At 61.2% G+C, this 21,724-nt stretch carries 18 protein-coding genes; 11 read left to right on the forward strand and 7 right to left on the reverse strand.

Annotated elements, in window-relative coordinates:
* Positions 1-5 precede the first annotated feature (5 nt).
* From tssG to tssA, 6 genes are read right to left on the reverse strand one after another with little or no spacing between them, the layout of a single operon-like run.
* Positions 6-1,013 carry a type VI secretion system baseplate subunit TssG gene (gene tssG / locus FX984_RS05090; RefSeq protein ID WP_146478004.1) on the reverse strand — a complete coding sequence of 336 codons (1,008 nt, stop codon included), beginning with the start codon at positions 1,011-1,013 and terminating at the stop codon, positions 6-8.
* Entirely contained in the window at positions 977-2,764 is a 1,788-nt protein-coding gene (gene tssF / locus FX984_RS05095; RefSeq protein ID WP_146478003.1) for a type VI secretion system baseplate subunit TssF, read from the reverse strand. The genes tssG and tssF overlap by 37 nt, the downstream gene beginning before the upstream one ends.
* Positions 2,754-3,155 carry a type VI secretion system baseplate subunit TssE gene (tssE, locus tag FX984_RS05100; protein ID WP_027608611.1) on the reverse strand — a complete coding sequence of 134 codons (402 nt, stop codon included), beginning with the start codon at positions 3,153-3,155 and terminating at the stop codon, positions 2,754-2,756. Before tssE ends, tssF begins: the two co-directional genes overlap by 11 nt.
* Before the next feature lie 14 nt (positions 3,156-3,169).
* The gene (gene tssC, locus FX984_RS05105) at positions 3,170-4,645 is read right to left on the reverse strand and encodes a type VI secretion system contractile sheath large subunit (protein WP_051429442.1); all 1,476 of its coding nucleotides are present in this window, start codon (positions 4,643-4,645) and stop codon (positions 3,170-3,172) included.
* Between the two features lie 28 nt (positions 4,646-4,673).
* Positions 4,674-5,171: a type VI secretion system contractile sheath small subunit gene (tssB, locus tag FX984_RS05110; protein ID WP_027608613.1), complete on the reverse strand. Its 498-nt coding sequence runs from the start codon at positions 5,169-5,171 to the stop codon at positions 4,674-4,676.
* Between the two features lie 31 nt (positions 5,172-5,202).
* Positions 5,203-6,750, reverse strand: a complete 1,548-nt coding sequence (tssA, locus tag FX984_RS05115; protein WP_146478002.1) for a type VI secretion system protein TssA — start codon at positions 6,748-6,750, stop codon at positions 5,203-5,205.
* Positions 6,751-7,228: 478 nt separating this feature from the next.
* Here tssA and FX984_RS05120 point away from each other — a divergent pair, with 478 nt between their 5' ends.
* Positions 7,229-7,744 (forward strand): Hcp family type VI secretion system effector, encoded by a 516-nt coding sequence (locus FX984_RS05120; protein ID WP_027608615.1) that lies wholly within the window; start codon positions 7,229-7,231, stop codon positions 7,742-7,744.
* 53 nt (positions 7,745-7,797) lie between these two features.
* On the opposite strand, the gene FX984_RS05125 is transcribed toward FX984_RS05120, so the two are convergent.
* On the reverse strand, positions 7,798-8,619 hold the full coding sequence (locus tag FX984_RS05125; RefSeq protein WP_027608616.1) for an aldo/keto reductase: 822 nt from the start codon (positions 8,617-8,619) through the stop codon (positions 7,798-7,800).
* Positions 8,620-8,725: 106 nt separating this feature from the next.
* On the opposite strand from FX984_RS05125, the gene FX984_RS05130 reads away from it, so the two are divergent.
* The 10 genes from FX984_RS05130 to FX984_RS05180 all read left to right on the forward strand — a co-directional run bounded on the left by FX984_RS05130 (position 8,726) and on the right by FX984_RS05180 (position 21,649).
* Entirely contained in the window at positions 8,726-9,220 is a 495-nt protein-coding gene (locus tag FX984_RS05130) for a DUF1543 domain-containing protein (RefSeq protein WP_146478001.1), read from the forward strand.
* 615 nt (positions 9,221-9,835) lie between these two features.
* Positions 9,836-10,117 (forward strand): peptidylprolyl isomerase, encoded by a 282-nt coding sequence (locus tag FX984_RS05140; RefSeq protein ID WP_003208024.1) that lies wholly within the window; start codon positions 9,836-9,838, stop codon positions 10,115-10,117.
* A 130-nt stretch (positions 10,118-10,247) separates the two neighbouring features.
* Positions 10,248-12,107 (forward strand): extracellular solute-binding protein, encoded by a 1,860-nt coding sequence (locus FX984_RS05145; protein WP_092356765.1) that lies wholly within the window; start codon positions 10,248-10,250, stop codon positions 12,105-12,107.
* Positions 12,107-13,168 carry a microcin C ABC transporter permease YejB gene (locus tag FX984_RS05150; RefSeq protein ID WP_027608619.1) on the forward strand — a complete coding sequence of 354 codons (1,062 nt, stop codon included), beginning with the start codon at positions 12,107-12,109 and terminating at the stop codon, positions 13,166-13,168. Before FX984_RS05145 ends, FX984_RS05150 begins: the two co-directional genes overlap by 1 nt.
* Positions 13,168-14,190, forward strand: a complete 1,023-nt coding sequence (locus FX984_RS05155) for an ABC transporter permease (RefSeq protein ID WP_065927157.1) — start codon at positions 13,168-13,170, stop codon at positions 14,188-14,190. The genes FX984_RS05150 and FX984_RS05155 overlap by 1 nt, the downstream gene beginning before the upstream one ends.
* Positions 14,191-14,200: 10 nt before the next feature.
* The gene (locus FX984_RS05160) at positions 14,201-15,775 is read left to right on the forward strand and encodes an ABC transporter ATP-binding protein (protein ID WP_092356759.1); all 1,575 of its coding nucleotides are present in this window, start codon (positions 14,201-14,203) and stop codon (positions 15,773-15,775) included.
* The gene (locus FX984_RS05165; RefSeq protein WP_146478000.1) at positions 15,772-17,163 is read left to right on the forward strand and encodes a sigma-54 interaction domain-containing protein; all 1,392 of its coding nucleotides are present in this window, start codon (positions 15,772-15,774) and stop codon (positions 17,161-17,163) included. Before FX984_RS05160 ends, FX984_RS05165 begins: the two co-directional genes overlap by 4 nt.
* 293 nt (positions 17,164-17,456) lie before the next feature.
* Positions 17,457-18,848, forward strand: a complete 1,392-nt coding sequence (locus tag FX984_RS05170) for a GntP family permease (RefSeq protein WP_027608623.1) — start codon at positions 17,457-17,459, stop codon at positions 18,846-18,848.
* Between the two features lie 7 nt (positions 18,849-18,855).
* Positions 18,856-19,629 (forward strand): 3-hydroxybutyrate dehydrogenase, encoded by a 774-nt coding sequence (locus FX984_RS05175; RefSeq protein WP_092356753.1) that lies wholly within the window; start codon positions 18,856-18,858, stop codon positions 19,627-19,629.
* A 61-nt stretch (positions 19,630-19,690) separates the two neighbouring features.
* Positions 19,691-21,649 (forward strand): acetoacetate--CoA ligase, encoded by a 1,959-nt coding sequence (locus FX984_RS05180; RefSeq protein ID WP_146477999.1) that lies wholly within the window; start codon positions 19,691-19,693, stop codon positions 21,647-21,649.
* Positions 21,650-21,724 lie beyond the last annotated feature (75 nt).

Raw genomic sequence — 21,724 nt, forward strand, 5'->3', positions numbered from 1 at the left:
AGTCCCTAGTGAGCATTGCTGGCCACGATGACCGCACCATCGGCGCACTCGTGTGCCAGCCAAGTGGTCCACCCCAGCCTGCAGACATTGTGTTCACCCACGTGCAACGGCCTGAGCGCCTCCTTGGCCAGCACCAGCCGCAGGTCATGCTCCAGCGGGTCTCGTGCAGCCAGTCGCACCAACGAACACAGCAGTGGATACTCCGACCCCGTCGGCAAGAAACCATGGAAGCGCTGCCAATCCAGATCCTGTATATGCACCCGGAACTTACCGTTGCAGTCGGTGATCCGGCTTCCCAGTACCTGGTCGAAGCCCAACAGGCTGTTGGCACAGCCAAGCTGGTTCAACTGCGGGGGAGCAATGGCAACCGTGCGTTCCACCCATTGCTCTATAAACACGCGCTCATGCCCGAAGTAGTAACGCAGCACTGTTTCGATCACCGCCGCCGAGTGCGCCCGCAGGCCAAGCAACCCCAGGTAGGGCAACAGTCGCTTGCAGTCCAACTGCGCGGCGGTACGGATGCGCTGGCCCCTCAACCCGATCAACGCAAACATCTGCTCGGAAAAAGCATCACGCGCCTGCGCCTGGAAACACGCCTGGTAGCGGTATTTGCGCCAGATCGGCAGCATCAGCCGTTGCAGACGATGGTGAAACAGGTCCAGGAAGTCTCGAGTCGCGTGGCCGCCCGCTCCATCGGCACTCGCCTGCTCACCGTAAAAGGCCGGCAAGGGTGAACCTGCGCCGCAGAGGCCCAGGACATTGAGGCGAAGACGCGCACGCAATTGATCGTGTTCAACAAAAAACTCCAACCGGTCAATATCGTGACCGGGAAAACCAAGACCCGGGTTGGCCTGAAACTCCAGCCACTCATAGAGTGCGTTGTCATCCAGTAGCGGATGGGCATCGCGCAGGCGCTTGATCACCTGCGAAATCGCCTGGAACAGCGAATATTCACGGATGGCACGGCACAGTTGCTTCAAAGCAGGGGCTGCTGCCCCATCTGAGGTGGCCATAGGTACACATCTCCTTGTGTGCTGATGACACGCAGCTCGTGGTAGGCATTAAGGCTGGCATAAAGCGCGAAGAACTCGTTGAGCACCGAGGCGAACAAAAACGCTTCGCCCGCCCCCAGGAAACCTTGGGAATCAATGCTCAGGTCGACCCGCACCCCTCGAAGCGGCATGCCCCGGTGCAAGCGGTCGACGGCCGTATGGCTGATGGATCGCAAGGCCCCCAGCCTTCTCTGGCTGACCTTTTTCGCTTGCAGATCGTGGTAACGCGGCACGTCATAGGTTTCGAGGACCACCTTCAAGACATTGATGTCGCTCAGTGACAAATAGTTGAGCGACATGTTGCTGATAAGTCGCCAGAGAAAGTCCTGGTCCAGGGGCGGTGCGAAACTCGCAGTCGGTGCGCAGATATTGCGAAATGACAAGCCCTCCGGTGTCTGCTCACAGGGCTGATTGATCTCCCCTGCCTGCAATTGCCGAGGCAGGTTGTGATTGGTGCATGTCAGCTCGATCGACAGCGTTTCCTGGGTATGCCCCCGCCCGCTTCCGAACCCCAGCCAGGTATCGAGCCCGGCATGATGCGCCGAAGCACGCTGACGAATGCTGTAGCTGGTGGGCGCTGCCGATGCATTGATAACGCCGTCGTGCTCAAAGGATTCAAACGGTACGTACGCCTGATACCCCAGCCCGCCGGGGCGCCAGCCCGTGACCTTGTCGACGGAAAATACACAGGCGTTTGCGCGCGCATATTCCCCAGGAATCAACAGGTATTCGTCCTGCTTGCCGTCCAGGCGAATCGGCACCGCATCATGTTTGAACAGGTTGACGATGGGCGTGCAGTACAGCCTCACGTTGTCCAGCGTGGGGTATCCGGTTGCCTGGCAACGGGTGCGTAACTTGAAGCACAGCCTGACGCTGCAGATTTGCTTGAGTACGTCCTGGGGCAACCGCTGCAACGCATCCAGGCCAAGCACATCGACGAACAGGTACTTTTCAGGAAAGGCGAAATACTCCTGCAGATGGCGGTATCCACGAAAGGTATTCTGCGGATAAGGCATCAGCGCATGCTCCTCCGCGAACCCCACCGGACTGACCTGATCGCCACCCAATCGCAACAGCAGGGGCTGGCCATCAGCCCCGCTGACCGCAAGCCCATCACCGCCCAATGGCAGCAACTCGATACCCTCAACCTCGCGCAACAGGCTCAGGTACAACGCTTGACTGATGTAGCGGTCTCCCGACAAATGCAGGCGCAATTGATCGAACGCACATTCGCTGAAATTGCCTTCGCCGCCCATGTCCAGGCGCAGGCTCAGCAACGCCTGCTCTCCCTGGACGCAGTACTCCAGCGCGCTCAGTTGCAGCGGCAAGATGCAGGTGGCGTAGCAGGTTCGAAAACGACAGCGGTCACCATCGACCGCAGCGCTTTCGACCGGTGTATCCCGTGCGACCATCACACCGGGCCCCGCATGTTTCAACGGCTCGAACTGCAGGATACTGAACGCAGGTAGGGGCCGCATGTAGTTGGGCCACAGCAGGTGCATCAAGGAATGAGTCAGCTCAGGCAACTCGTCATCCAGCTTCTGGCGCAGGCGACCGGTGAGGAAAGCAAAGCCTTCCAGCAGCCGCTCCACATCCGGATCCTGACCGGCCTCCCCTAAAAAGGGCGCGAGAGCAGGATTGCGCTCGGAAAAGCGCCGCCCGAGCTGTCGCAACGCACTGAGTTCGCTCTGGTAATAGTGGTTAAAGGACATCAGGCAAGACCTCAACCTGTCCAGCATCCTGCAGGCGCGCGGTGAACACCACGGGCTGCGTCACCCCGTCGACGCAGAGCGTGGCGTCAATGGCAAACGCCAGCGCCAGAGGATCGTCACCACAAGGCAACGCCCTCACGTGCGTATCCTTCAAGCGGGGCTCATAGGCCCGGATAAACCGCTCGATCAACAAGCGCGACTGGCTCAATGACTCATGCAGACTCTGGCTCATGTCATTGAGATCCGGCATACCGTAATCCTCCAGTGTCTGCACGCTGCCAGCGCGGATGCTGAGCATCTTTCCCAGATGAGCTGCGACGGACGTCACGGCACATGATGATTTTGCGGCCGGACTTTCAAGTCGCTCGAAGAGGTTTTGGTTACGCGTCATCCCTTGGCCCCTGCTCATTCTTTGTCGAGCTTGCCAACCAGGGACAGGGTGAAATCCGCCCCCATGTATTTGAAGTGCGGTCGCACACTCAGGTTGACGCGGTACCAGCCAGGCTCGCCCTCGACATCACTGACAACGATACGTGCCGCCCGCAATGGCCGCCGCCCACGCACTTCGGCACTGGGGTTTTCCTGGTCGGCCACGTACTGGCGAATCCACTTGTTGAGCTCCAGCTCCAGGTCGGTACGCTCCTTCCACGAGCCCAGTTGCTCCCGTTGCAGGACCTTGAGGTAATGGGCCAGGCGGTTGACCACCATCATGTAGGGCAACTGGGTGCCCAGGCGGTAATTCAGCTCGGCCTCCTTGCCCTCGGCACTGATGCCGAAACGCTTTGGCTGTTGCACCGAGCTGGCGGAGAAAAACGCGGCATTGTCACTGCCCTTGCGCATCGTCAAGGCAATGAAACCCTCTTGCGCCAGTTCGTATTCGCGACGGTCGGATACCAGCACTTCAGTGGGAATCTTGGTTTCGATTTCGCCCATGCTGTGGAAGTGATGCAGGGGTAAGTCCTCCACTGCGCCGCCGCTTTGCGGACCGATAATGTTCGGGCACCAACGAAACCGCGCAAAACTGTCGGTCAATCGTGTGGCAAAGGCGTAGGCGGTATTACCCCAAAGGTAGTGCTCGTGGCTGTTCACCACGGTTTCCCGGTAGGCGAAGGTCTTGACCGGACATTCAAGGGGATCGTAAGGCGTGCGCAGCAGGAATCGCGGCACCGTCAGCCCGATATAACGGGCATCTTCGCTCTGGCGAAAGCTATGCCATTTGGCGAACTGCGGACCTTCGAAATGATCCCTGAGATCCTTCAAGTCAGGTAGATCGGTGAAGCTTTCCAAGCCGAAAAAAGTCGGCCCGGCGGCCGCGATAAACGGTGCATGGGCCATGCAGGCGACCTTGGAAGCGTATTGCATCAGCTTCACATCGGGGGCGCTGGGGGAAAGAAAGAAGTCAGCGATGATTGCGCCCACAGGTTGACCGCCGAACTGACCGTACTCCGCACTGTAGACGTGCTTATAGAGCCCGGACTGGGTCACCTCGGGTGAGTCTTCGAAGTCATCCAGCAGGTCTTGCCGAGAGACATTCAGCAGTTCGATCTTGATGTTTTCTCTAAAGTTGGTGCGCTCGACCAACAACTGCAGGCCTTTCCATGAGGATTCCAGGGCCTGGAAGCGCGGGTGGTGCAGAATCTCATCCATTTGCCGACCGAGCTTCTCGTCAATCTCCGCAATCATCCGGTCAACCAGGTGTTTCTTGACCGGTTCCCCGCTGTTCTGCGGCTTGATCAGCTCTTCGATAAATGCCGAGACGCCACGCCTGGCTATGCCGTAGGCCTCATCATCCGCACTCAACAGAGTCTGGGCGATGATGTTGTCGAGAATGCTGTGCTCGTCAGTGATGAGTACGGGTATCGAGGTGTGTTGAGTCGTCATGGCGCCAGTGTCCTTTTACTGAAGAATGTCAGGCGGTCCGGCCGCTCAGGCCCAGCTCCGCCAATACTCGGGCACGGGATTCGTCGTCGGCCAGGGCCTGTTCGATGGCTTTGCGAAAGCTCGGCGTGTTGCCCAGTGGTCCCTTGAGCGCCATGAGCGCCTCACGCAGGGCCATCAGCTTGTGCAACTCGGGGATCTGCTCCACCAGGTTCGCCGGGTTGAAATCCCTCATCGAATTGATTCGTAACTGGATGGCCAGGTCTTCGACCTCGGCGCCGTCCTGGAGCCGATTGGGGACATTCAGCGTCAGGCTCAGCGCCTGTTTGGCCAACACCTCATCGAGGGTGTTCTGGTTGAGGGCGATGGGCTTGCGATCTTCAAGCTTGCGCAGGTCCTCACGCTGGGTGAAGTCCCCCAGCACGAGGAGTTTCAACGGAAGCTCGACTTCTTCCCGCACACCGCCGACGGCGGGTTTGAAGGTGATATTGATGCGTTCCTTGGGTGCTACCGAACCTTCTTTGGCCATGGTAAATCTCCTTTTCAAGCGGCTCGTAAGCCTATTCAAGTACCGCTTCCAGATCGAAGAGGCACAGCCTGCGGTGGGTGTCTTCCTTGCGCTCGCGCACGGCATGGTTTTGTGGCAGCAGGTCGCAGCAGCGGTGCAAGAGGCGTGTCACTTGAAACGCCAGCTCCGGCTCCCAGCGCTCCAGGCCCGAGCGCTGCAGCTCGAAGTCCAGTTGTTCGAGCTGGATCTTCGCCAGTTCATGTTTGCCAGCGTGTGCACACAAGCGCGCCAGGGCCAACCGCCAATAAAAGCGGGCGCGATCGCTGCGAGCGGCATGGAGGCCTTGATTGAGCTCATGTACCGCGGCTTTGAGCCCATCCTTGCGCAGCCGCGGTAGCACATCCTGCAAGGCGATCTCCCAGGGCTCGGCATCGCCCCCCACGCGGGGCGCCTCAGGGGTTTGCAGGTAATGGGAGACATGCAGTGCGATCCAGTCGCGAGTGGCGTCGTCGGCAAAAGGAACGCCCCCTTGAAAGCGAAACGCCGGCAAGTCCGGCAATCGTTGCAACAGCAGGGCGAAACTCACTTCCAACTCGCTCATGGCCAGTTCCGCCTGCTGGGCTTCCAGGCATTGCCAGAGCATGTACAGCCCGTCGAACCAGAACATCGCACCTGAGAGGCCGGCCTCAAGTTCAGGCAGCAGCTCGGCGTGATGGCCTTGGGCAAAACGTTGCTGGTAGTACTTGAGTCTGTCGGGGGCAGGCCCGCACAACGCGGTGACTCGCTCACCGTTGGCATCCGGATAGCGGACGATTGACAGCCAGGCCAGCGTTCGACTCAGGTGCAAGGCCCGTAGGTCGGCGGCGTCCTGGCGTAACCACCAGGCACACAACGGACGAGCTTGTTCCTGCAAGGCATACAGCAATTCATGCGCGTCTTTTTCGTTGTTTACCGTCGGTTTGGCCGTTGAGGATGGCGTAGCAGCGGGTTGCACTTGCGCAACGGCGGCGTTCAACCCGGCGACAGGGGGATGGCCTTGCACAGCAAGCGCCAACCACTGCTCCAATTGTTTGCGAATCGGCAGCAACAGCGGCGTGTCGCCTCCCAAATGTGCAGTCCAGAGTTCATCAAGGCGCGTGAGGTGTTCAAGCATGGACTGGAATAGGGGTTGCTGGTCCTGAACCGACAGGTCTTGGACAAGCAGTGTCTCAAGGCGCAGGACCAGCCAGCCGAACGCCGCGCCGCGGGTGCGCAGCTTTCCAGGGTATACCGCCGACCAATGGTGCTCACACAGATGGCGCAGCAACCCGAGGCCAGCCAGCAGTCCGGCAAAGGACTCGCGGTGGTACAGCGCCCAGGTCAGCCAGACGGCCACGCGCAGATCCTTGGACTGCTCACGCAACATGCATTCGCTGATTTCCAGGAGCTTTTGCCAGTCCGGCTGGCCGGCGCCATGCATGGACTGCATCTTTGCCAGTTCGGACTCCAGGGTTTCATATTCATTTGAATAGCGCATATCACTGCCGGCAAAGTTCGCTGGCAAACAGGGCTGCCGGGCAAGCTCGAGGTAATAAGCGCAGAGTTTTTCTGAATGGACCATTTAGGAGCGCACTCGACTATCCAAGGCACGAGAGACAAACTAAGTGCATTTAACTTTCACACCAGATCGCCATGAACCCTTCGCTTGATTCGCCGCGAAGTTCGTAAACCTTAGCCACGACAATAACATCCAGCAAGCAACAGGCTCACACTTAAGACATTTCCTACACACCCCGTAAACCAAGGCATATGCAGACTTTTGCGCAGCTACAGAGATGTAGTTCACCTAACCCCAGCGGAAAACCAACTACTAAGAGACGTAGCAATATGAGCAACTAAATGCGCACTTATGCGCAAACACTTTCCGTAAAACAGCCAAAAAAACCATAATACCCGTTTAAACCAAACGCCTATATCCACAGCATGCCAAGTCCGTATTGGTTCCCGCACTTTCCGGCACGCTTCTTGTAATAACCACATTCCCAACCGGCACGATTAACCGTTGGAACTACTTCATCAATCAGACAAGGAAACCCGTCATGCCAACACCCGCGTATCTTTCCATCACCGGTGTCAAACAAGGTTTGATTACGGCAGGCACATTTACCCAGGACTCGGTAGGCAACATTTATCAGGAAGGTCATGAAGACCAGATTCTGGTCCAGGCCTTTGCTCATCAAGTAATCATCCCCCGCGATCCGCAGTCGGGTCAGCCGACGGGCCAGAGGGTCCATAAGCCGCTGATGATCAGCAAGGTCTTCGATAAGTCATCGCCCTTGCTGTTCAGCGCATTGACCAGCGGTGAAGAGGTCAAATGCCGACTGGAGTGGTTCCGCACATCATCGGCCGGCACCCAGGAGCACTACTTCACGATAGAACTGGAGGGCGCGACGCTCGTGGACATCCAGTCCCGCATGCCCAATTGCCAGGACCCGGACAATGCCCACTTCACTCACCTGGAGGATGTGTACTTCACCTATCGCAAGATCGTGTGGACCCACGAAGTGTCGGGCACATCCGGATCGGATGACTGGCGCAACCCGGTAGCGGGCTAAGTCGGACCTGAGCAGGAACGGGAGCCAGGGACGGCACCGTTTCTGCCAGGCAACTACACCATCGCCAAGGGATGCTTGCGCTTGGGTGCGCCGAACACCCGGTCGATGGCATCCAGGTCGTGCTCATCGAGCACCACCTTGGCGGCGGCCGCATTGAGCCGTACATGCTCCGGGGTGACCGCCTTGGGAATGGCGATCACACCGTCCTGGCGCAGCACCCAGGCCAAGGCAACCTGGGCAGGCGTGACCTCGTGGCGGCGGGCGATCTGCTTGAGGGTCTGGCTGGACAGCAACGCCCCACCCTGGGCAATCGGGCAGTACGCCATCAGCGGCAAATGGTGTTGTTGCCACCAGGGCAACAGGTCGAATTCGATCCCGCGCTCTTCGATGTTGTACAGCACCTGGTTGGTCGCGCAGGCCGGGGATGCGAGCTCCTGCAGGTCGGCCACATCGAAATTCGAGACGCCCCAGCGGCCGATCTTGCCGGCCTCACGCAGGCGCTCGAACGCTTCGACAGTTTCTTCAAGGGGGTACTGGCCACGCCAATGCAGCAGATACAGATCAATGTAGTCCGTGCCCAGGCGCCGGAGGCTGGCTTCACAGGCACGGGGCACGCCTTTTTGGCTGGCGTTGTGCGGGTAGACCTTGCTCACCAGGAACACTTGGTCACGCCTGCCGCTGATGGCTTCGCCGACGACTTCCTCGGCGCCACCCTCGCCATACATCTCGGCGGTGTCGATGAGGGTCATGCCCTCGTCGATCCCCAGTTGCAATGCCGCGACTTCAGCGCGGCGCCGGTCCGGGTCTTCGCCCATGCGCCAGGTTCCCTGGCCGATGACAGGGACGGGAACACCCGCCAGATCAATGGTGCGCATGACAACCTCCTGATGAGTTCGCGAATTAACAGTGTGGCATTGACCGGACAAAAGGGTTCAATCGAAGTATGGTTGCCCTTTGCCAAGTCGCCAGGAAGGACCTGCAATGCTGTTTGTCGTGATGCTCGGGGGCAAGCACCCACGAGCAAGAATTGAAGTGCACGATGTGGTGTTCGCCGTAGCAGACACCCTGGAAGGCACCTACCCGCAACTGCGCGAGGGCTGGTTTGGCAGCCCAAAGGGCGTGCATATCGATTCGTGGATGGCGGTGGACGGCGTCGACGGCTGGAAAGTCGAACTCAGCCACCTGGCCCCCGCTGCCGACGCCCATCACCTGTACTTCATCAACCTTGGCGGTTATGAAACCAATAGCTTTGGCGAGGCCCACCACTACCTGCTGGTGGTCGCCCGCAACAAACGGGAGGCGACCAGCAAGGGCAAGCAACAAATGCTGCGCCACTGGTCCCAGGCCCACACCGACGGCGTGATGGATATCGACGACTGCCTGCCCATCGACCTGGTGGACGGCCGCTACCTTCACCTGATGCAAGGCGCCCATCGGCCGATCATTCAGCAGAACGACTATATCGTCTTGAATTGATGGAGGCTTATTCGACCTGACATCAGATAACTCCAGCAACGTCAGACGTAACACTGCTGTTGCTGTTGCTGTTGCTGTTGCTGTTGCTGTTGCTGTTGCTGTTGCTCTTGATCTCAGGCGCCCCGTCAAACACGCTGGCCGAACGCAGGCTTGAATCCGTGGGTAACCCGGCAGGACGCCGGGTTAGCCGTCCTGGGCCAGGGATGGCCCATGACGGCGGCCCACGGAGTCAAGCCGGAGTGAGGGCACACCGAGCCTAGGCGAGGTGCCGAGTGTTGGGGCAAGAGCCCTTTGCTTACTTTGGGGCTTTTCCAAAGTGAGCCGCCGTAAGGGCGGAACCCTAGGTGGCCGTTACCGCAGCAACGGATATGTACTCGGTCTGATCCCAAATCCTGGCCGGCCATCAGGCCGCCATCGGGAGCAAGTCGAATCGTCGCACCGCCCCTCCCACATGTGATCTCTATGCATCAGGTAGATACCAGCCTGCTCTGGGTCTCACTCCATCACGCCAATACCCAAGCCCAACGCCCCAACCTGAACCCCAGCGGAACTTTGCCAGGAAATAACCGCCTGAATCCGGTACGCTCACCGTTTTTACTCAAGGAGTTAATCCCCATGGCCAAAGCCACCGCCCGTCACATCCTCGTTGCCACTGAAGACAAGTGCAACGAACTCAAGGCCCAAATCGAAGGCGGCGCCGATTTCGCAGAAGTCGCCAAAGCCAACTCCAGCTGCCCATCCAGCCGCCAGGGCGGTGACTTGGGTTCGTTCGGTCCAGGCCAGATGGTCAAGGAATTCGACACCGTCGTCTTCAGCGCCCCGGTCAACACCGTGCAAGGCCCGGTAAAAACCCAGTTCGGCTACCACCTGCTGGAAGTCACCAGCCGCCAGGACTGATCCCATCCGCGCTGCTGCTTGAAACAACGGCCCGCCTCTTGGTGGGCCGTTGTGCATGTGACGACTGGCGACGCTGATGCCGTTAGCGTACAAATCCTTATTCTTCTTCACCCGGCGTTCAAGGCTGACAATGCGATTGGCTTTTTCCAGACTGTTCAGTACCTCCCTGGCCCTGCTGCTGGCCAGCAGCGCCGTGATCGCGGCGCCCCAACCGTCCATGACCGTGTACGGCGAACCGGCCAAGTATCCCGCCGGTTTCAGCCATTTCGACTACGCCAACCCCAACGCCCCCAAGGGCGGCAGCCTGCGGCGCTCGGCGCTGGAGATCGGGCGTTTCGACCATGTGCTGCCGTATATCGACAAAGGCATCGGCGTCTCCCAGGTCGACGGCTGGCTGTATGCGCCCCTGGCCCTGCGTTCCCTGGATGAGCCCTATACGGTGTATGGCCTGGTGGCCGAGAAGATGGAACGCGCGGAGGACGGCCTGTCCCTGCGCTTCTTCCTCAACCCCAAGGCGCGCTTTGCCGATGGCAAGCCGATCACCGCCGAAGACGTGCGCTACAGCTTCAACCTGCTGATGACCCAAGGCAGCCTGCGCTTTCGCACGCTGTTCGCCGACGTCAAGCACGTCGAAGTCGAAGGCCCGCGCCAGGTCCGTTTTGATTTCTCCAGCAATGAAAACCGCACCCTGCCCCTGGATGTCGCCACCCTGCCGGTGTTTCCCGAGCACTGGTGGAAAACCCGCGACTTCGCCAACGGCGGTGGCTACGAAGCCCCCCTGGGCAGCGGCCCGTACAAGGTCGGCAAGATCGACTCGGGCAGCACCATCACCTTTACCCGCGACCCCGACTGGTGGGGCAAGGACCTGCCCGTCAGCCGCGGCCTGTACAACTTCGATCACCTGAGCCTGGAGTACTTCGGTGACACCGAAGTGGCCCGCCAGGTACTGCGCGGTGGCGCCTACGACTTCAACCGTGAGTTTTCCGCCACCGGCTATTCCATCGGCTACAACGGCCCGGCCCTGGACGATGGCCGCCTGCAACGTGCGCACCTGGCCAAGGACATGCCGCAACCGGCCCAGGGTTATGTGTTCAACGTGCAAAAACCGATGTTCAAGGACCGTCGCGTGCGCCAGGCCCTGGCGATGCTGTGGGACTTCGAATGGGCCAACCGGCAGATGATGCGCAACCTGTACATCCGCCAGCAAAGCTACTTCTCCAACAGCCCGTTGGCCGCCACCCAGCTGCCCACCCCGGAAGAACTGGCGATTCTGGAACCCTTGCGCGGGCAGATTCCCGACGAGGTATTCACCCAGGTGTTCAAGGCCCCGGTCACCGATGGCAGCGGCATGATCCGCGACAAACAGCTGCAAGCCCTGGCGCTGCTGGAAGAAGCCGGCTGGAAGCCAGACGGCGACAAACTGGTCAACGCCGAGGGCGAGCCGCTGGAGTTCACCTTCCTCAATGCCCAGAACGGGCTGGAACGCCTGCTGTTGCCGTACAAACGCAACCTCGCACAGATCGGCATTACCTTGAACATCCGCCGCATCGATTCTTCGCAATACGTCAACCGCCTGATGGCCCGCGACTACGACATGATCGTCACCGGCTTCCCGGTCACCACCTCGCCCGGCATGGAGCTGTACAACTACTTCGGCTCGACCGCCGCATTCGATCCGGGCGCCAACAACTACATGGTGCTCAAGGACCCGGCCGTCGACAGCCTGATCAAGGGCCTGGTCAAGGCCGACACCCAGGCGCAGATGCTTACCTATGCCCATGCCTTGGACCGGGTGCTGCAATGGAATTACCTGTGGATCCCCAATTACTACCCGCCCGGCACCTCCGCCGCGTGGTGGAACCGCTTCGGCCGCCCGGCCATCGAGGCCAGGAATGATGAAGCCCTGGAAACCTGGTGGGAAATCAGCCCTACCCCGCTGACCAATGAACAAATGAATGCCGAGTTGAAAAAACGCGCGGGAGCTCGCTGATGTTTGCCTATATCGTGCGGCGCCTGCTGCTGATCATTCCGACGCTGGTGATCATCCTGCTGGTCAACTTCGTGATCGTCCAGGCCGCCCCCGGCGGACCGGTGGAACAAGCCATCGCCCACTTGCAGGGCATCGGCGGCGGCGCGGTCGGCGGCTCATCCGGCGACGGTGTCAGCAGCGGCTCCCGTGCCAGCCGCGGGCTGGACCCGAAACTGATCAAGGACATCGAAAAACAATACGGCTTCGACAAGCCCGCGCCGGAACGCCTGTGGCTGATGCTCAAGAGCTACGCCCAGCTGGATTTCGGCAACAGCTTCTTTCGCGGCGCCACCGTGATCGACCTGATCCTGGAAAAAATGCCGGTGACCATTTCCCTCGGCCTGTGGGCCACGCTGATCACCTACCTGGTGTCGATCCCCCTGGGCATTCGCAAGGCGGTGCGCCATGGCAGCAGCTTTGATGTGTGGAGCAGCACCGCCATTGTGATTGGCTACGCGATGCCGGCGTTCCTGTTCGCGATGTTCCTGATCGTGGTGTTCGCCGGAGGCACGTCATTGAACTGGTTTCCGGTGCGCGGGCTGGTCTCGGAAAACTTCGCCGAGCTGAGCACCGTGGGCAAGATCGCCGACTATTTCTGGCACCTGGTGTTGCCCGTCAGCGCACTGGTGATCGGCGGGTTCGCCACCTTGACCATCCTGACCAAAAACTCGTTCCTCAATGAAATCACGCGCCAGTACGTAGTGACCGCCCGCGCCAAGGGCCTGAGCGAACGGCGGGTGCTGTACGGCCATGTGTTTCGCAACGCCATGCTGCTGGTGATCTCGGGGATTCCCCAGGCGTTCATCAGTGTGTTCTTTGCCGGTTCGCTGTTGATCGAGGTGATTTTTTCCCTCGATGGCCTCGGCCGCATGAGCTACGAAGCGGCCGTGTCCCGGGACTACCCGGTGGTGTTTGGCTCGCTGTTTATCTTCACCTTGTTCGGCCTGCTGATAAAACTGATCGGCGACCTCTGCTACACCCTGGTGGACCCGCGTATCGACTTCGCCGCGAGGAACGCCTGATGCTTAACCTGTCTCCCGTGGCCCGTCGGCGTTTCGAACGCTTCAAGAAAAACCGTCGCGGCTGGTGGTCGCTGTGGCTGTTTATCGGGCTGTTTATCCTGACCCTGGGCGGCGAATTGATCGCCAACGACAAGCCCTTGGTACTCAGCTACAAGAACGAGCTGTATTTCCCGGCGTTCAAGCGCTACACCGAGCAGCAGTTCGGCGGGCAACTGCCGTTCCAGGCCGATTACCGCAGTGACTACGTGCAAAAGCTGATCAAGCAGGACGGCGGCTGGATGCTGTTCCCGCCCATCCCGTTCAGCGACGACACGCCCAACTACGAACTGACCCGCCCGGCCCCCAGCCCGCCCTCGACGGTGAACTGGCTGGGTACCGATGACCAGTCGCGGGATGTGCTGGCGCGGGTGATCTTCGGTGCGCGGGTGTCGATCCTGTTTGCCCTGGCACTCACCGCGATCAGCGCCACCATCGGCATCGCCGCCGGGGCCTTGCAGGGCTATTACGGCGGCTGGGTGGATCTGCTCGGCCAACGCATCCTTGAAGTGTGGTCCGGGCTGCCGGTGCTGTACCTGCTGATCATCCTGTCGGGGTTTGTCGAGCCGAACTTCTGGTGGTTGCTGGGGATCATGGCGCTGTTTTCCTGGCTGGCCCTGGTGGATGTGGTGCGCGCCGAGTTCCTGCGCGGGCGCAACCTGGAGTACGTCAAGGCCGCACGGGCCCTGGGCCTGGGCGACGGCAAGATCATTCGCCGGCACATCCTGCCCAACGCCATGACCGCCACCTTGAGCTACCTGCCGTTCATCCTCACCGGGGCGATTTCCACCCTGAGCGCCCTGGATTTCCTCGGTTTCGGCATGCCTGCGGGCAGTGCGTCACTGGGCGAGCTGATTGCCCAGGGCAAGCAGAACCTGCAAGCGCCGTGGCTGGGCCTGACGGCGTTTTTCACCTTGGCGCTGATCCTGTCGCTGCTGGTCTTTATCGGCGAGGCACTACGTGATGCCTTCGACCCACGCTCATGAGTGACTGCGTATGAACCTGATCGAAATCCGCGACCTCAGCGTCGCCTTCAGCGGCCAGACCGTGGTACGCAACCTGAGCCTGGATGTACGCCCCGGCGAGTGCCTGGCGCTGGTGGGTGAGTCCGGCTCCGGCAAGTCGGTGACCGCCCATTCGATTCTGCAACTGCTGCCCGAAGCCGGTACTGAAACCCGTGGCTCCGTGAAATATCGCGGCCAGGAACTGGTCGGCGCCTCGGCATCGACCTTGCAGAAACTGCGCGGCAACCGCATTGCGATGATCTTCCAGGAGCCGATGACCTCCCTCAACCCGCTGCACAGCATCGAAAAACAGATCGGCGAAACCTTGCTGCTGCACAAGGGCCTGGGCGGCAAGGCGGCGCAGGCGCGCATCCTCGAGTTGCTGCAGTTGGTGGGCATCCAGAAACCCCAGGAACGCCTCAAGGCCTATCCCCACCAACTCTCCGGGGGCCAGCGCCAACGGGTGATGATCGCCATGGCCCTGGCCTGTGAGCCGGAGCTGTTGATCGCCGACGAGCCCACCACCGCCCTTGACGTGACCGTGCAGCGCAAGATCCTGCTGCTGCTCAAGTCCCTGCAACACCGCCTGGGCATGTCGCTGCTGCTGATCAGCCATGACCTCAACCTGGTGCGCAGCATTGCCCAGCGGGTGTGCGTGATGCGTGCCGGCGAGATTGTCGAGCAGGCTGACTGCGAGACCTTGTTCACGGCCCCCCAACACCCCTACAGCCGCCTGCTGCTGGACGCCGAGCCGTCCGGCGATGTGCTGTGCAGCGAGCCACGGGAGACCGTGCTGGACGTGCACGACCTGAGCGTGCAATTCCCCCTGGGCGGCGGCCTGTTCCGGCGCAAGACCTACCTGCGCGCGGTGGATGGCATCAGCCTCAGCGTGCAGCGCGGCAAGACCCTGGGGATTGTCGGCGAGTCCGGTTCGGGCAAGTCCACCCTCGGCCAGGCGATCCTGCGCCTGCTGGATTCCACCGGCAGCATCCGCTTCCAGGGCGAGGCCCTCGACCCGCTCAACCACAAGCAGATGCGCCCGTGGCGCAAGCAGATGCAAGTGGTCTTCCAAGACCCCTACGGCAGCCTCAGCCCACGCATGTCGGTGCAGCAGATCATCAGCGAAGGCCTGGAGGTGCATGCGCCGTGCAGCCTGGCCGACCGCGATGCGCAAGTGATCCAGGTGCTCAAGGACGTGGGCCTCGACCCCGCCAGCCGCCATCGCTTCCCCCATGAGTTTTCCGGCGGCCAGCGCCAACGCATCGCCATCGCCCGCGCGCTGGTGCTCAAGCCGGCGCTGATGCTGCTGGATGAACCGACCTCGGCACTGGACCGTACGGTGCAGAAGCAGGTCGTAGCGTTGCTGCGTGAATTGCAGGAAAAGTACGGCCTGACCTACCTGTTTATCAGCCATGACCTCGCCGTGGTGCGCGCCATGGCCCATGACATGATCGTGATCAAGGACGGCAAGGTGGTGGAGCGCGGGCCGAGCCATGACGTTTTCGAAGCACCGCAGCACCCGTATACCAAAGAACTCCTGGCGGCGGCCGGCGGGCTGTCGTCATGAGTACCAGCCTGACGGACTACCAACAGGTTCGCGGCCTGGCGATCCAGTCGCTGTTCGAGATCATCGAGCAGTCCAGCGAAGGCACGGTGATTGTCGACCGCGACGCCAATATCGTCTGGATGAACGAGCGCTACGCCAAGCGCTTCGGCCTCAAGAGTGCCGATGAAGCCATCGGCCAGCCGTGCGAGCAGGTGATTTCCAACAGCCTGTTGCGCCAGGTGGTGCGCACCGACCGGCCGATTCTGCTGGACATCCAGGACACCCCCAAAGGCCCTTTGGTGGTGATGCGCCTGCCGATCCACAACGACGCCGGTGCAGTGATCGGTGCGATTGGTTTTGCCTTGTTCGATGAGCTGCGCAACCTGTCGCCGCTGATCGAGCGCTACCTGAGCATGCAGCAGGAACTGGCCTCCACCCGCTCGTTGCTGCGCTCACGCCAGAGCAAGTACAACTTTGCGCACTTTATCGGCACCAGCGCCGCCAGCCTGGAAGTCAAACGCCGTGCCCGGCGCAGCGCAAGCGCCGAGTCACCGGTGCTGCTGCTGGGCGAGACCGGTACCGGCAAGGAATTGCTCGCCCAGGCGATCCACGGCGCCTCACCGCGTGCGCACAAGGCGTTTGTCAGCATCAACAGCGCGGCGATTCCCCATGACCTGCTGGAAGCCGAGTTCTTCGGCACCGCGCCGGGCGCCTTTACCGGTGCCGATCGCAAGGGCCGTCCGGGCAAGTTCCAGATTGCCCAGGGCGGCACGCTGTTCCTCGATGAAATCGGCGATATGCCGCTGCCGCTGCAAAGCAAGCTGCTGCGGGTGTTGCAGGAAAAGGAATTCGAACCGGTGGGTTCCAACGAAATGCTGCACAGCGATGTGCGGGTGATCGCGGCCACCTCCATGGACCTGGAAGCGGCGATCAAGCGCGGTGAGTTCCGTGCGGACCTGTATTACCGCCTGAACGTATTGCCGATCCAGGTGCCGCCGCTGCGTGAGCGGCTGGAGGACATTCCGGCGCTGAGCGAAGCGATCCTCGAGGAACTGCGCAGCCAGCATGAACTGGACCGCGAGGCCCTGGCGCTGTTGGCACAGCATGCGTGGCCGGGGAACATCCGCGAACTGCGCAACGTGCTGGAGCGCGCGGCGTTGCTGAGCGATGACCTGGTGTTGAACCCTGGGGACATTCGTGCGGCGATTGGCACGTTCAGCCCGGTGACGCGCGGCGCGGTGGACACGGCTGAAGGTGAGACGTTTGCGGCGGCGCGGGAGCGGTTTGATCGGCAGGTGATTGCGGCGGCACTCAGGGCGTGTGAGGGCAATGTGGTCGAGGCGGCCAGGCGATTGGGGTTGGGGCGGTCGACGTTGTACAAGAAAATGGTGGCACTGGGAATTGCCTGATCTCCAAACAGAGACAAGATTCTCCATATAAAGACATTCCCTGTGAGAGGGGGCTTGCCCCCGATAGCATTAGGTCAGTCAACACATATGCTGGCTTATACACCGCTATCGGGGGCAAGCCTCCTCCCACATTTGATCTTCATTTGTCTCAAAATTGAGACAGCACCCCGAAATACTCGAAAGAAACTAAAAAATATCCATATATTTCAATAACTTGAAAATATGGCACACATCTCGCTATAACCCTCCCCACTGCTTCACCCACAACAATAACAATCCGATGGAGACACACCATGAGTGTGATCATTGCCCTGGCAGCGCTCGCGTTGCTGATGCTGGCTGCCTACCGTGGCTATAGCGTTATCCTGTTTGCCCCCATCGCCGCCCTCGGCGCCGTGCTGCTCACCGACCCGTCCGCCGTCGCCCCTGCCTTTACCGGGGTGTTCATGGAGAAAATGGTCGGCTTTATCAAACTGTATTTCCCGGTATTCCTGCTCGGTGCGGTGTTCGGCAAGCTGATCGAGCTGTCGGGTTTCTCGCGCTCTATCGTGGCGGCGGCGATCCGTTTGCTCGGCACGCGCCAGGCGATGCTGGTGATCGTGCTGGTCTGCGCCCTGCTCACCTACGGCGGTGTGTCGCTGTTTGTGGTGGTGTTTGCGGTGTACCCGTTTGCGGCGGAGATGTTTCGCCAAAGCAATATCCCCAAGCGCCTGATCCCGGCGACCATCGCCCTCGGTGCGTTTTCGTTCACCATGGACGCCCTGCCCGGCACGCCGCAGATCCAGAACATCATCCCCAGCACCTTCTTCAACACCACCGCCTGGGCAGCGCCGTGGCTGGGGCTGATCGGCACGATTTTCGTGTTCTGCGCCGGCATGCTCTACCTGGCGCGCCAGCGCAACAAGGCCCAGCGCGCCGGTGAAGGCTACGGCACCGAGCTGCGCAACGAGCCGGAAACCGCCGAGAACCTCACGCTGCCCAACCCGTGGATCGCACTGTCGCCGCTGATCCTGGTGGGCGTGATGAACCTGCTGTTCACCCATTGGATCCCACAATGGTATGGCAAGACCCACAGCCTCAGCCTGCCGGGCATGAGCGCACCGGTGACCACCGAAATCGCCAAGCTCACGGCGATCTGGGCGGTGCAGGCGGCGTTGCTGGTGGGCATCATCATGGTGCTGGTATTCGGCTGGTCGGCGATCAAAAGTAAGCTCGCCGACGGCAGCAAGAGCGCGGTCAGCGGCGCATTGCTGGCGGCGATGAACACCGCTTCCGAATATGGTTTCGGCGCGGTGATCGCTTCGCTGCCGGGCTTCCTGGTGCTGGCGGACTGGCTCAAGGGCATCCCCAACCCGCTGGTCAACGAAGCGATTACCGTGACCCTGCTGGCCGGTATCACCGGATCCGCGTCCGGTGGCATGAGCATCGCCCTGGCGGCCATGTCCGAGAGCTTTATTGCGGCGGCCCATGCGGCCAATATTCCCCTTGAAGTGCTGCACCGGGTCGCGGCCATGGCCAGCGGCGGCATGGACACCCTGCCCCACAACGGCGCGGTGATCACCCTGCTGGCGGTGACCGGCCTGACCCACCGCGAAGCCTACAAGGACATTTTCGGCATCACGATCATCAAGACCCTCGCGGTGTTCGTGGTGATCGGTACTTTCTACGCCACCGGCATTGTGTGAGGTTTTCATGACAAGATTGAACGGCAAGACCGCCCTGGTCACCGGTTCCACCAGCGGCATCGGCCTGGGTATCGCCCTGAGCCTGGCCAAGGCCGGTGCCAACCTGATCCTCAACGGCTTCGGCGACGCCAGCGCGGTGGTCGCCCAGGTGCAGGCGTTTGGCGGCAAGGTCGGCCACCACCCGGCGGACGTCAGCGACCCGGCGCAGATTGCCGACATGCTGGCCTACGCCGAGCGTGAGTTCGGCGGTGTCGACATCCTGGTCAACAACGCCGGCATCCAGCACGTGGCGGCGGTGGAGGACTTCCCGGTGGAACGCTGGGACGCGATCATCGCGATCAACCTGTCCTCGGTGTTCCACAGCACGCGCTTGAGCCTGCCGGGCATGAAGGCCAAGGGCTGGGGGCGTATCGTCAACATCGCCTCGGTGCACGGCCAGGTCGGCTCGGTGGGCAAGGCCGCGTATGTGGCAGCCAAGCACGGCGTGATCGGCTTGACCAAGGTGGTGGGCCTGGAGACCGCCACCAGCAACGTGACCTGCAACGCGATCTGCCCCGGCTGGGTGCTGACGCCGCTGGTGCAGAAGCAGATTGATGATCGCGTGGCCAATGGCGTCGATCCGCAGCAGGCGCAACATGATCTGCTGGCGGAGAAACAGCCGTCCCTGGAGTTTGTGACGCCGTCGCAGCTGGGTGAGCTGGTGCTGTTCTTGTGCAGCGAGGCCGGAGCCCAGGTGCGGGGGGCGGCGTGGAACATTGATGGCGGCTGGCTGGCCCAATAAGGCCAGACACATTAGAACTCTATAGTTTGGAAAACCTGCATAAGAACAAGAGACCGTGCTGATGTCCGAAATCCTCTGGCAACCTTCCCCCGAACGCATCCGCACCACGCGGATGGACCAGTTCCGACGCTTTATCAATGATCGCCACGGCGTGCAGCTCAGCGACTACCCGGCCCTGCACCAGTGGAGCATCGACCGGCGCCCGGATTTCTGGCAGGCGATCGTGGCATTCTTCGAGGTGCAGTTTCGCAGCCCGCCCAGCGCAGTGCTGATCGAAGACGTCGAGATGCCCAGCGCCCAGTGGTTTCCCGGCGCGACCCTGAATTTTGCCGAACACCTGTTGCGCCGCCGCGACGATCACCCGGCGGTGGTCGCGATCAGCGAAGACGGCCAGCGTGAACAACTGACCTACGCCGAACTGGCCGCCCACGTCGCCGGCCTGCAGGACAGCCTGCGGGCGGCCGGTGTCGGCCGCGGTGACCGGGTCGCCGCCTGCATGCCCAACACCTGGCAAACCCTGGTCGGCATGCTGGCCACCACCAGCCTCGGCGCGATCTGGTCATGCTCCTCGCCAGACTTCGGCACCCAAGGCGTCATCGACCGCTTCGGCCAGATCGAGCCCAAGGTGCTGATCACCTGCGCCGGCTACCGTTATGCCGGCAAAACCATCGATCAGAGCGCCAAGCTCAATGAAATCCTCGAACGCCTGCCGTCCCTGGAACAATTGATCATCGTCCCGTATGCACGGCCCCAGGCCTGCGTCGAGGACTATCAGACCCAGGCCCGCGTCGCCCTGTGGAACGACTTCTACCAACCCGGCGGCGAGCCTGTGTTCGTCGCAGTGCCGTTCGACCATCCGCTGTACATCCTCTACTCCAGCGGCACCACCGGCGTGCCCAAATGCATCATCCATGGCACCGGCGGCGTGCTGCTCACCCACCTCAAGGAACACGGCCTGCACGCGGATATCTCCCGCGAGGATTGCCTGTTCTACTACACCACCTGCGGCTGGATGATGTGGAACTGGCTGGTCTCGGTGCTGGCGATCGGGGCCACGGCGGTGCTGTATGACGGCTCGCCGTTTCACCCCGGCCCGGAACGCTTGATCGACCTGATCGACGCGGAAAAGATCAGCGTGTTCGGCACCAGCCCCAAGTTCCTCGCCACCCTGGAAAAGGCCGGGCTGCAACCGCGCCTGAGCCACGACCTGGGCAGCCTCAAGGGCCTGATTTCGACCGGCTCGCCCTTGTCGCCCCAGAGCTACGACTACGTGTACCGCGAGATCAAGGCCGAGTTGTGCCTGTCCTCGATGTCCGGCGGCACCGATATCGTCTCCTGCTTTGTGATCGGCAATCCGGTGTTGCCGGTGCGGCGCGGAGAAATGCAGTGCAAGAGCCTGGCCATGGCCATCGAGGTGTGGGACGACCAGGGCCAACCGTTGGTCGGGGAAAAAGGCGAGCTGGTGTGCACCCGGCACTTCCCGGCGATGCCCATCGGCTTGTGGAACGACCCGCACCAGAAGAAGCTGCGCGCCTCGTATTTCAGCCAGTTTCCCGGCGTGTGGGCCCAGGGCGACTACGCCGAGCAACGCCCCAACGGCAGCCTGCTGATTCACGGCCGCTCCGACGCAGTGCTCAACCCCGGCGGCGTGCGCATCGGCACCGCGGAGATTTATCGCCAGGTGGAAAAAGTCCCGCAGGTGCTGGAAAGCCTGGCCATCGGCCAACGCTGGCAGGACGATGTGCGGGTGGTGCTGTTTGTGCGCCTGGATGACGGCATCGAACTGGATGAGGCCCTGGCGCAGCAGATCCGCCAGGTGATCCGCGCCAACACCACGCCGCGCCATGTGCCGGCGAAGATCCTCGCCGTCAGCGATATCCCCCGCACCATCAGCGGCAAGATCGTCGAACTGGCGGTGCGCAACGTGGTGCACGGCGAGCCGGTGAAGAATACCGACGCACTGGCCAACCCGCAGGCCCTGGAGCAATTTCGCGACCGCCCCGAACTGGCGGAAAGATGAAAGGTTTCAGCCCTGCCGCACTCATTTGAAGACAAACCCTCAATGCATGCTATTTTTCGAGGGTAGTCACCCATC

Origin of the sequence: Pseudomonas marginalis (assembly GCF_008692035.1) — a bacterium.
In the GTDB taxonomy this organism is placed as follows: domain Bacteria; phylum Pseudomonadota; class Gammaproteobacteria; order Pseudomonadales; family Pseudomonadaceae; genus Aquipseudomonas; species Aquipseudomonas marginalis.

Bases quoted from the DNA above. Each gene is read 5' to 3' on its own strand.
- FX984_RS05180 (WP_146477999.1), top strand. From the start codon at position 19,691: ATGTCCGAAATCCTCTGGCAACCTTCCCCCGAACGCATCCGCACCACG.
- tssG (WP_146478004.1), bottom strand. From the start codon at position 1,013: ATGGCCACCTCAGATGGGGCAGCAGCCCCTGCTTTGAAGCAACTGTGC.
- tssC (WP_051429442.1), bottom strand. From the start codon at position 4,645: ATGACGACTCAACACACCTCGATACCCGTACTCATCACTGACGAGCAC.
- FX984_RS05170 (WP_027608623.1), top strand. From the start codon at position 17,457: ATGAGTGTGATCATTGCCCTGGCAGCGCTCGCGTTGCTGATGCTGGCT.
- FX984_RS05145 (WP_092356765.1), top strand. From the start codon at position 10,248: ATGCGATTGGCTTTTTCCAGACTGTTCAGTACCTCCCTGGCCCTGCTG.
- tssE (WP_027608611.1), bottom strand. From the start codon at position 3,155: ATGACGCGTAACCAAAACCTCTTCGAGCGACTTGAAAGTCCGGCCGCA.
- FX984_RS05175 (WP_092356753.1), top strand. From the start codon at position 18,856: ATGACAAGATTGAACGGCAAGACCGCCCTGGTCACCGGTTCCACCAGC.
- FX984_RS05150 (WP_027608619.1), top strand. From the start codon at position 12,107: ATGTTTGCCTATATCGTGCGGCGCCTGCTGCTGATCATTCCGACGCTG.
- FX984_RS05165 (WP_146478000.1), top strand. From the start codon at position 15,772: ATGAGTACCAGCCTGACGGACTACCAACAGGTTCGCGGCCTGGCGATC.
- FX984_RS05160 (WP_092356759.1), top strand. From the start codon at position 14,201: ATGAACCTGATCGAAATCCGCGACCTCAGCGTCGCCTTCAGCGGCCAG.
- FX984_RS05130 (WP_146478001.1), top strand. From the start codon at position 8,726: ATGCTGTTTGTCGTGATGCTCGGGGGCAAGCACCCACGAGCAAGAATT.
- tssF (WP_146478003.1), bottom strand. From the start codon at position 2,764: ATGTCCTTTAACCACTATTACCAGAGCGAACTCAGTGCGTTGCGACAG.
- tssA (WP_146478002.1), bottom strand. From the start codon at position 6,750: ATGGTCCATTCAGAAAAACTCTGCGCTTATTACCTCGAGCTTGCCCGG.
- tssB (WP_027608613.1), bottom strand. From the start codon at position 5,171: ATGGCCAAAGAAGGTTCGGTAGCACCCAAGGAACGCATCAATATCACC.
- FX984_RS05140 (WP_003208024.1), top strand. From the start codon at position 9,836: ATGGCCAAAGCCACCGCCCGTCACATCCTCGTTGCCACTGAAGACAAG.
- FX984_RS05125 (WP_027608616.1), bottom strand. From the start codon at position 8,619: ATGCGCACCATTGATCTGGCGGGTGTTCCCGTCCCTGTCATCGGCCAG.
- FX984_RS05120 (WP_027608615.1), top strand. From the start codon at position 7,229: ATGCCAACACCCGCGTATCTTTCCATCACCGGTGTCAAACAAGGTTTG.
- FX984_RS05155 (WP_065927157.1), top strand. From the start codon at position 13,168: ATGCTTAACCTGTCTCCCGTGGCCCGTCGGCGTTTCGAACGCTTCAAG.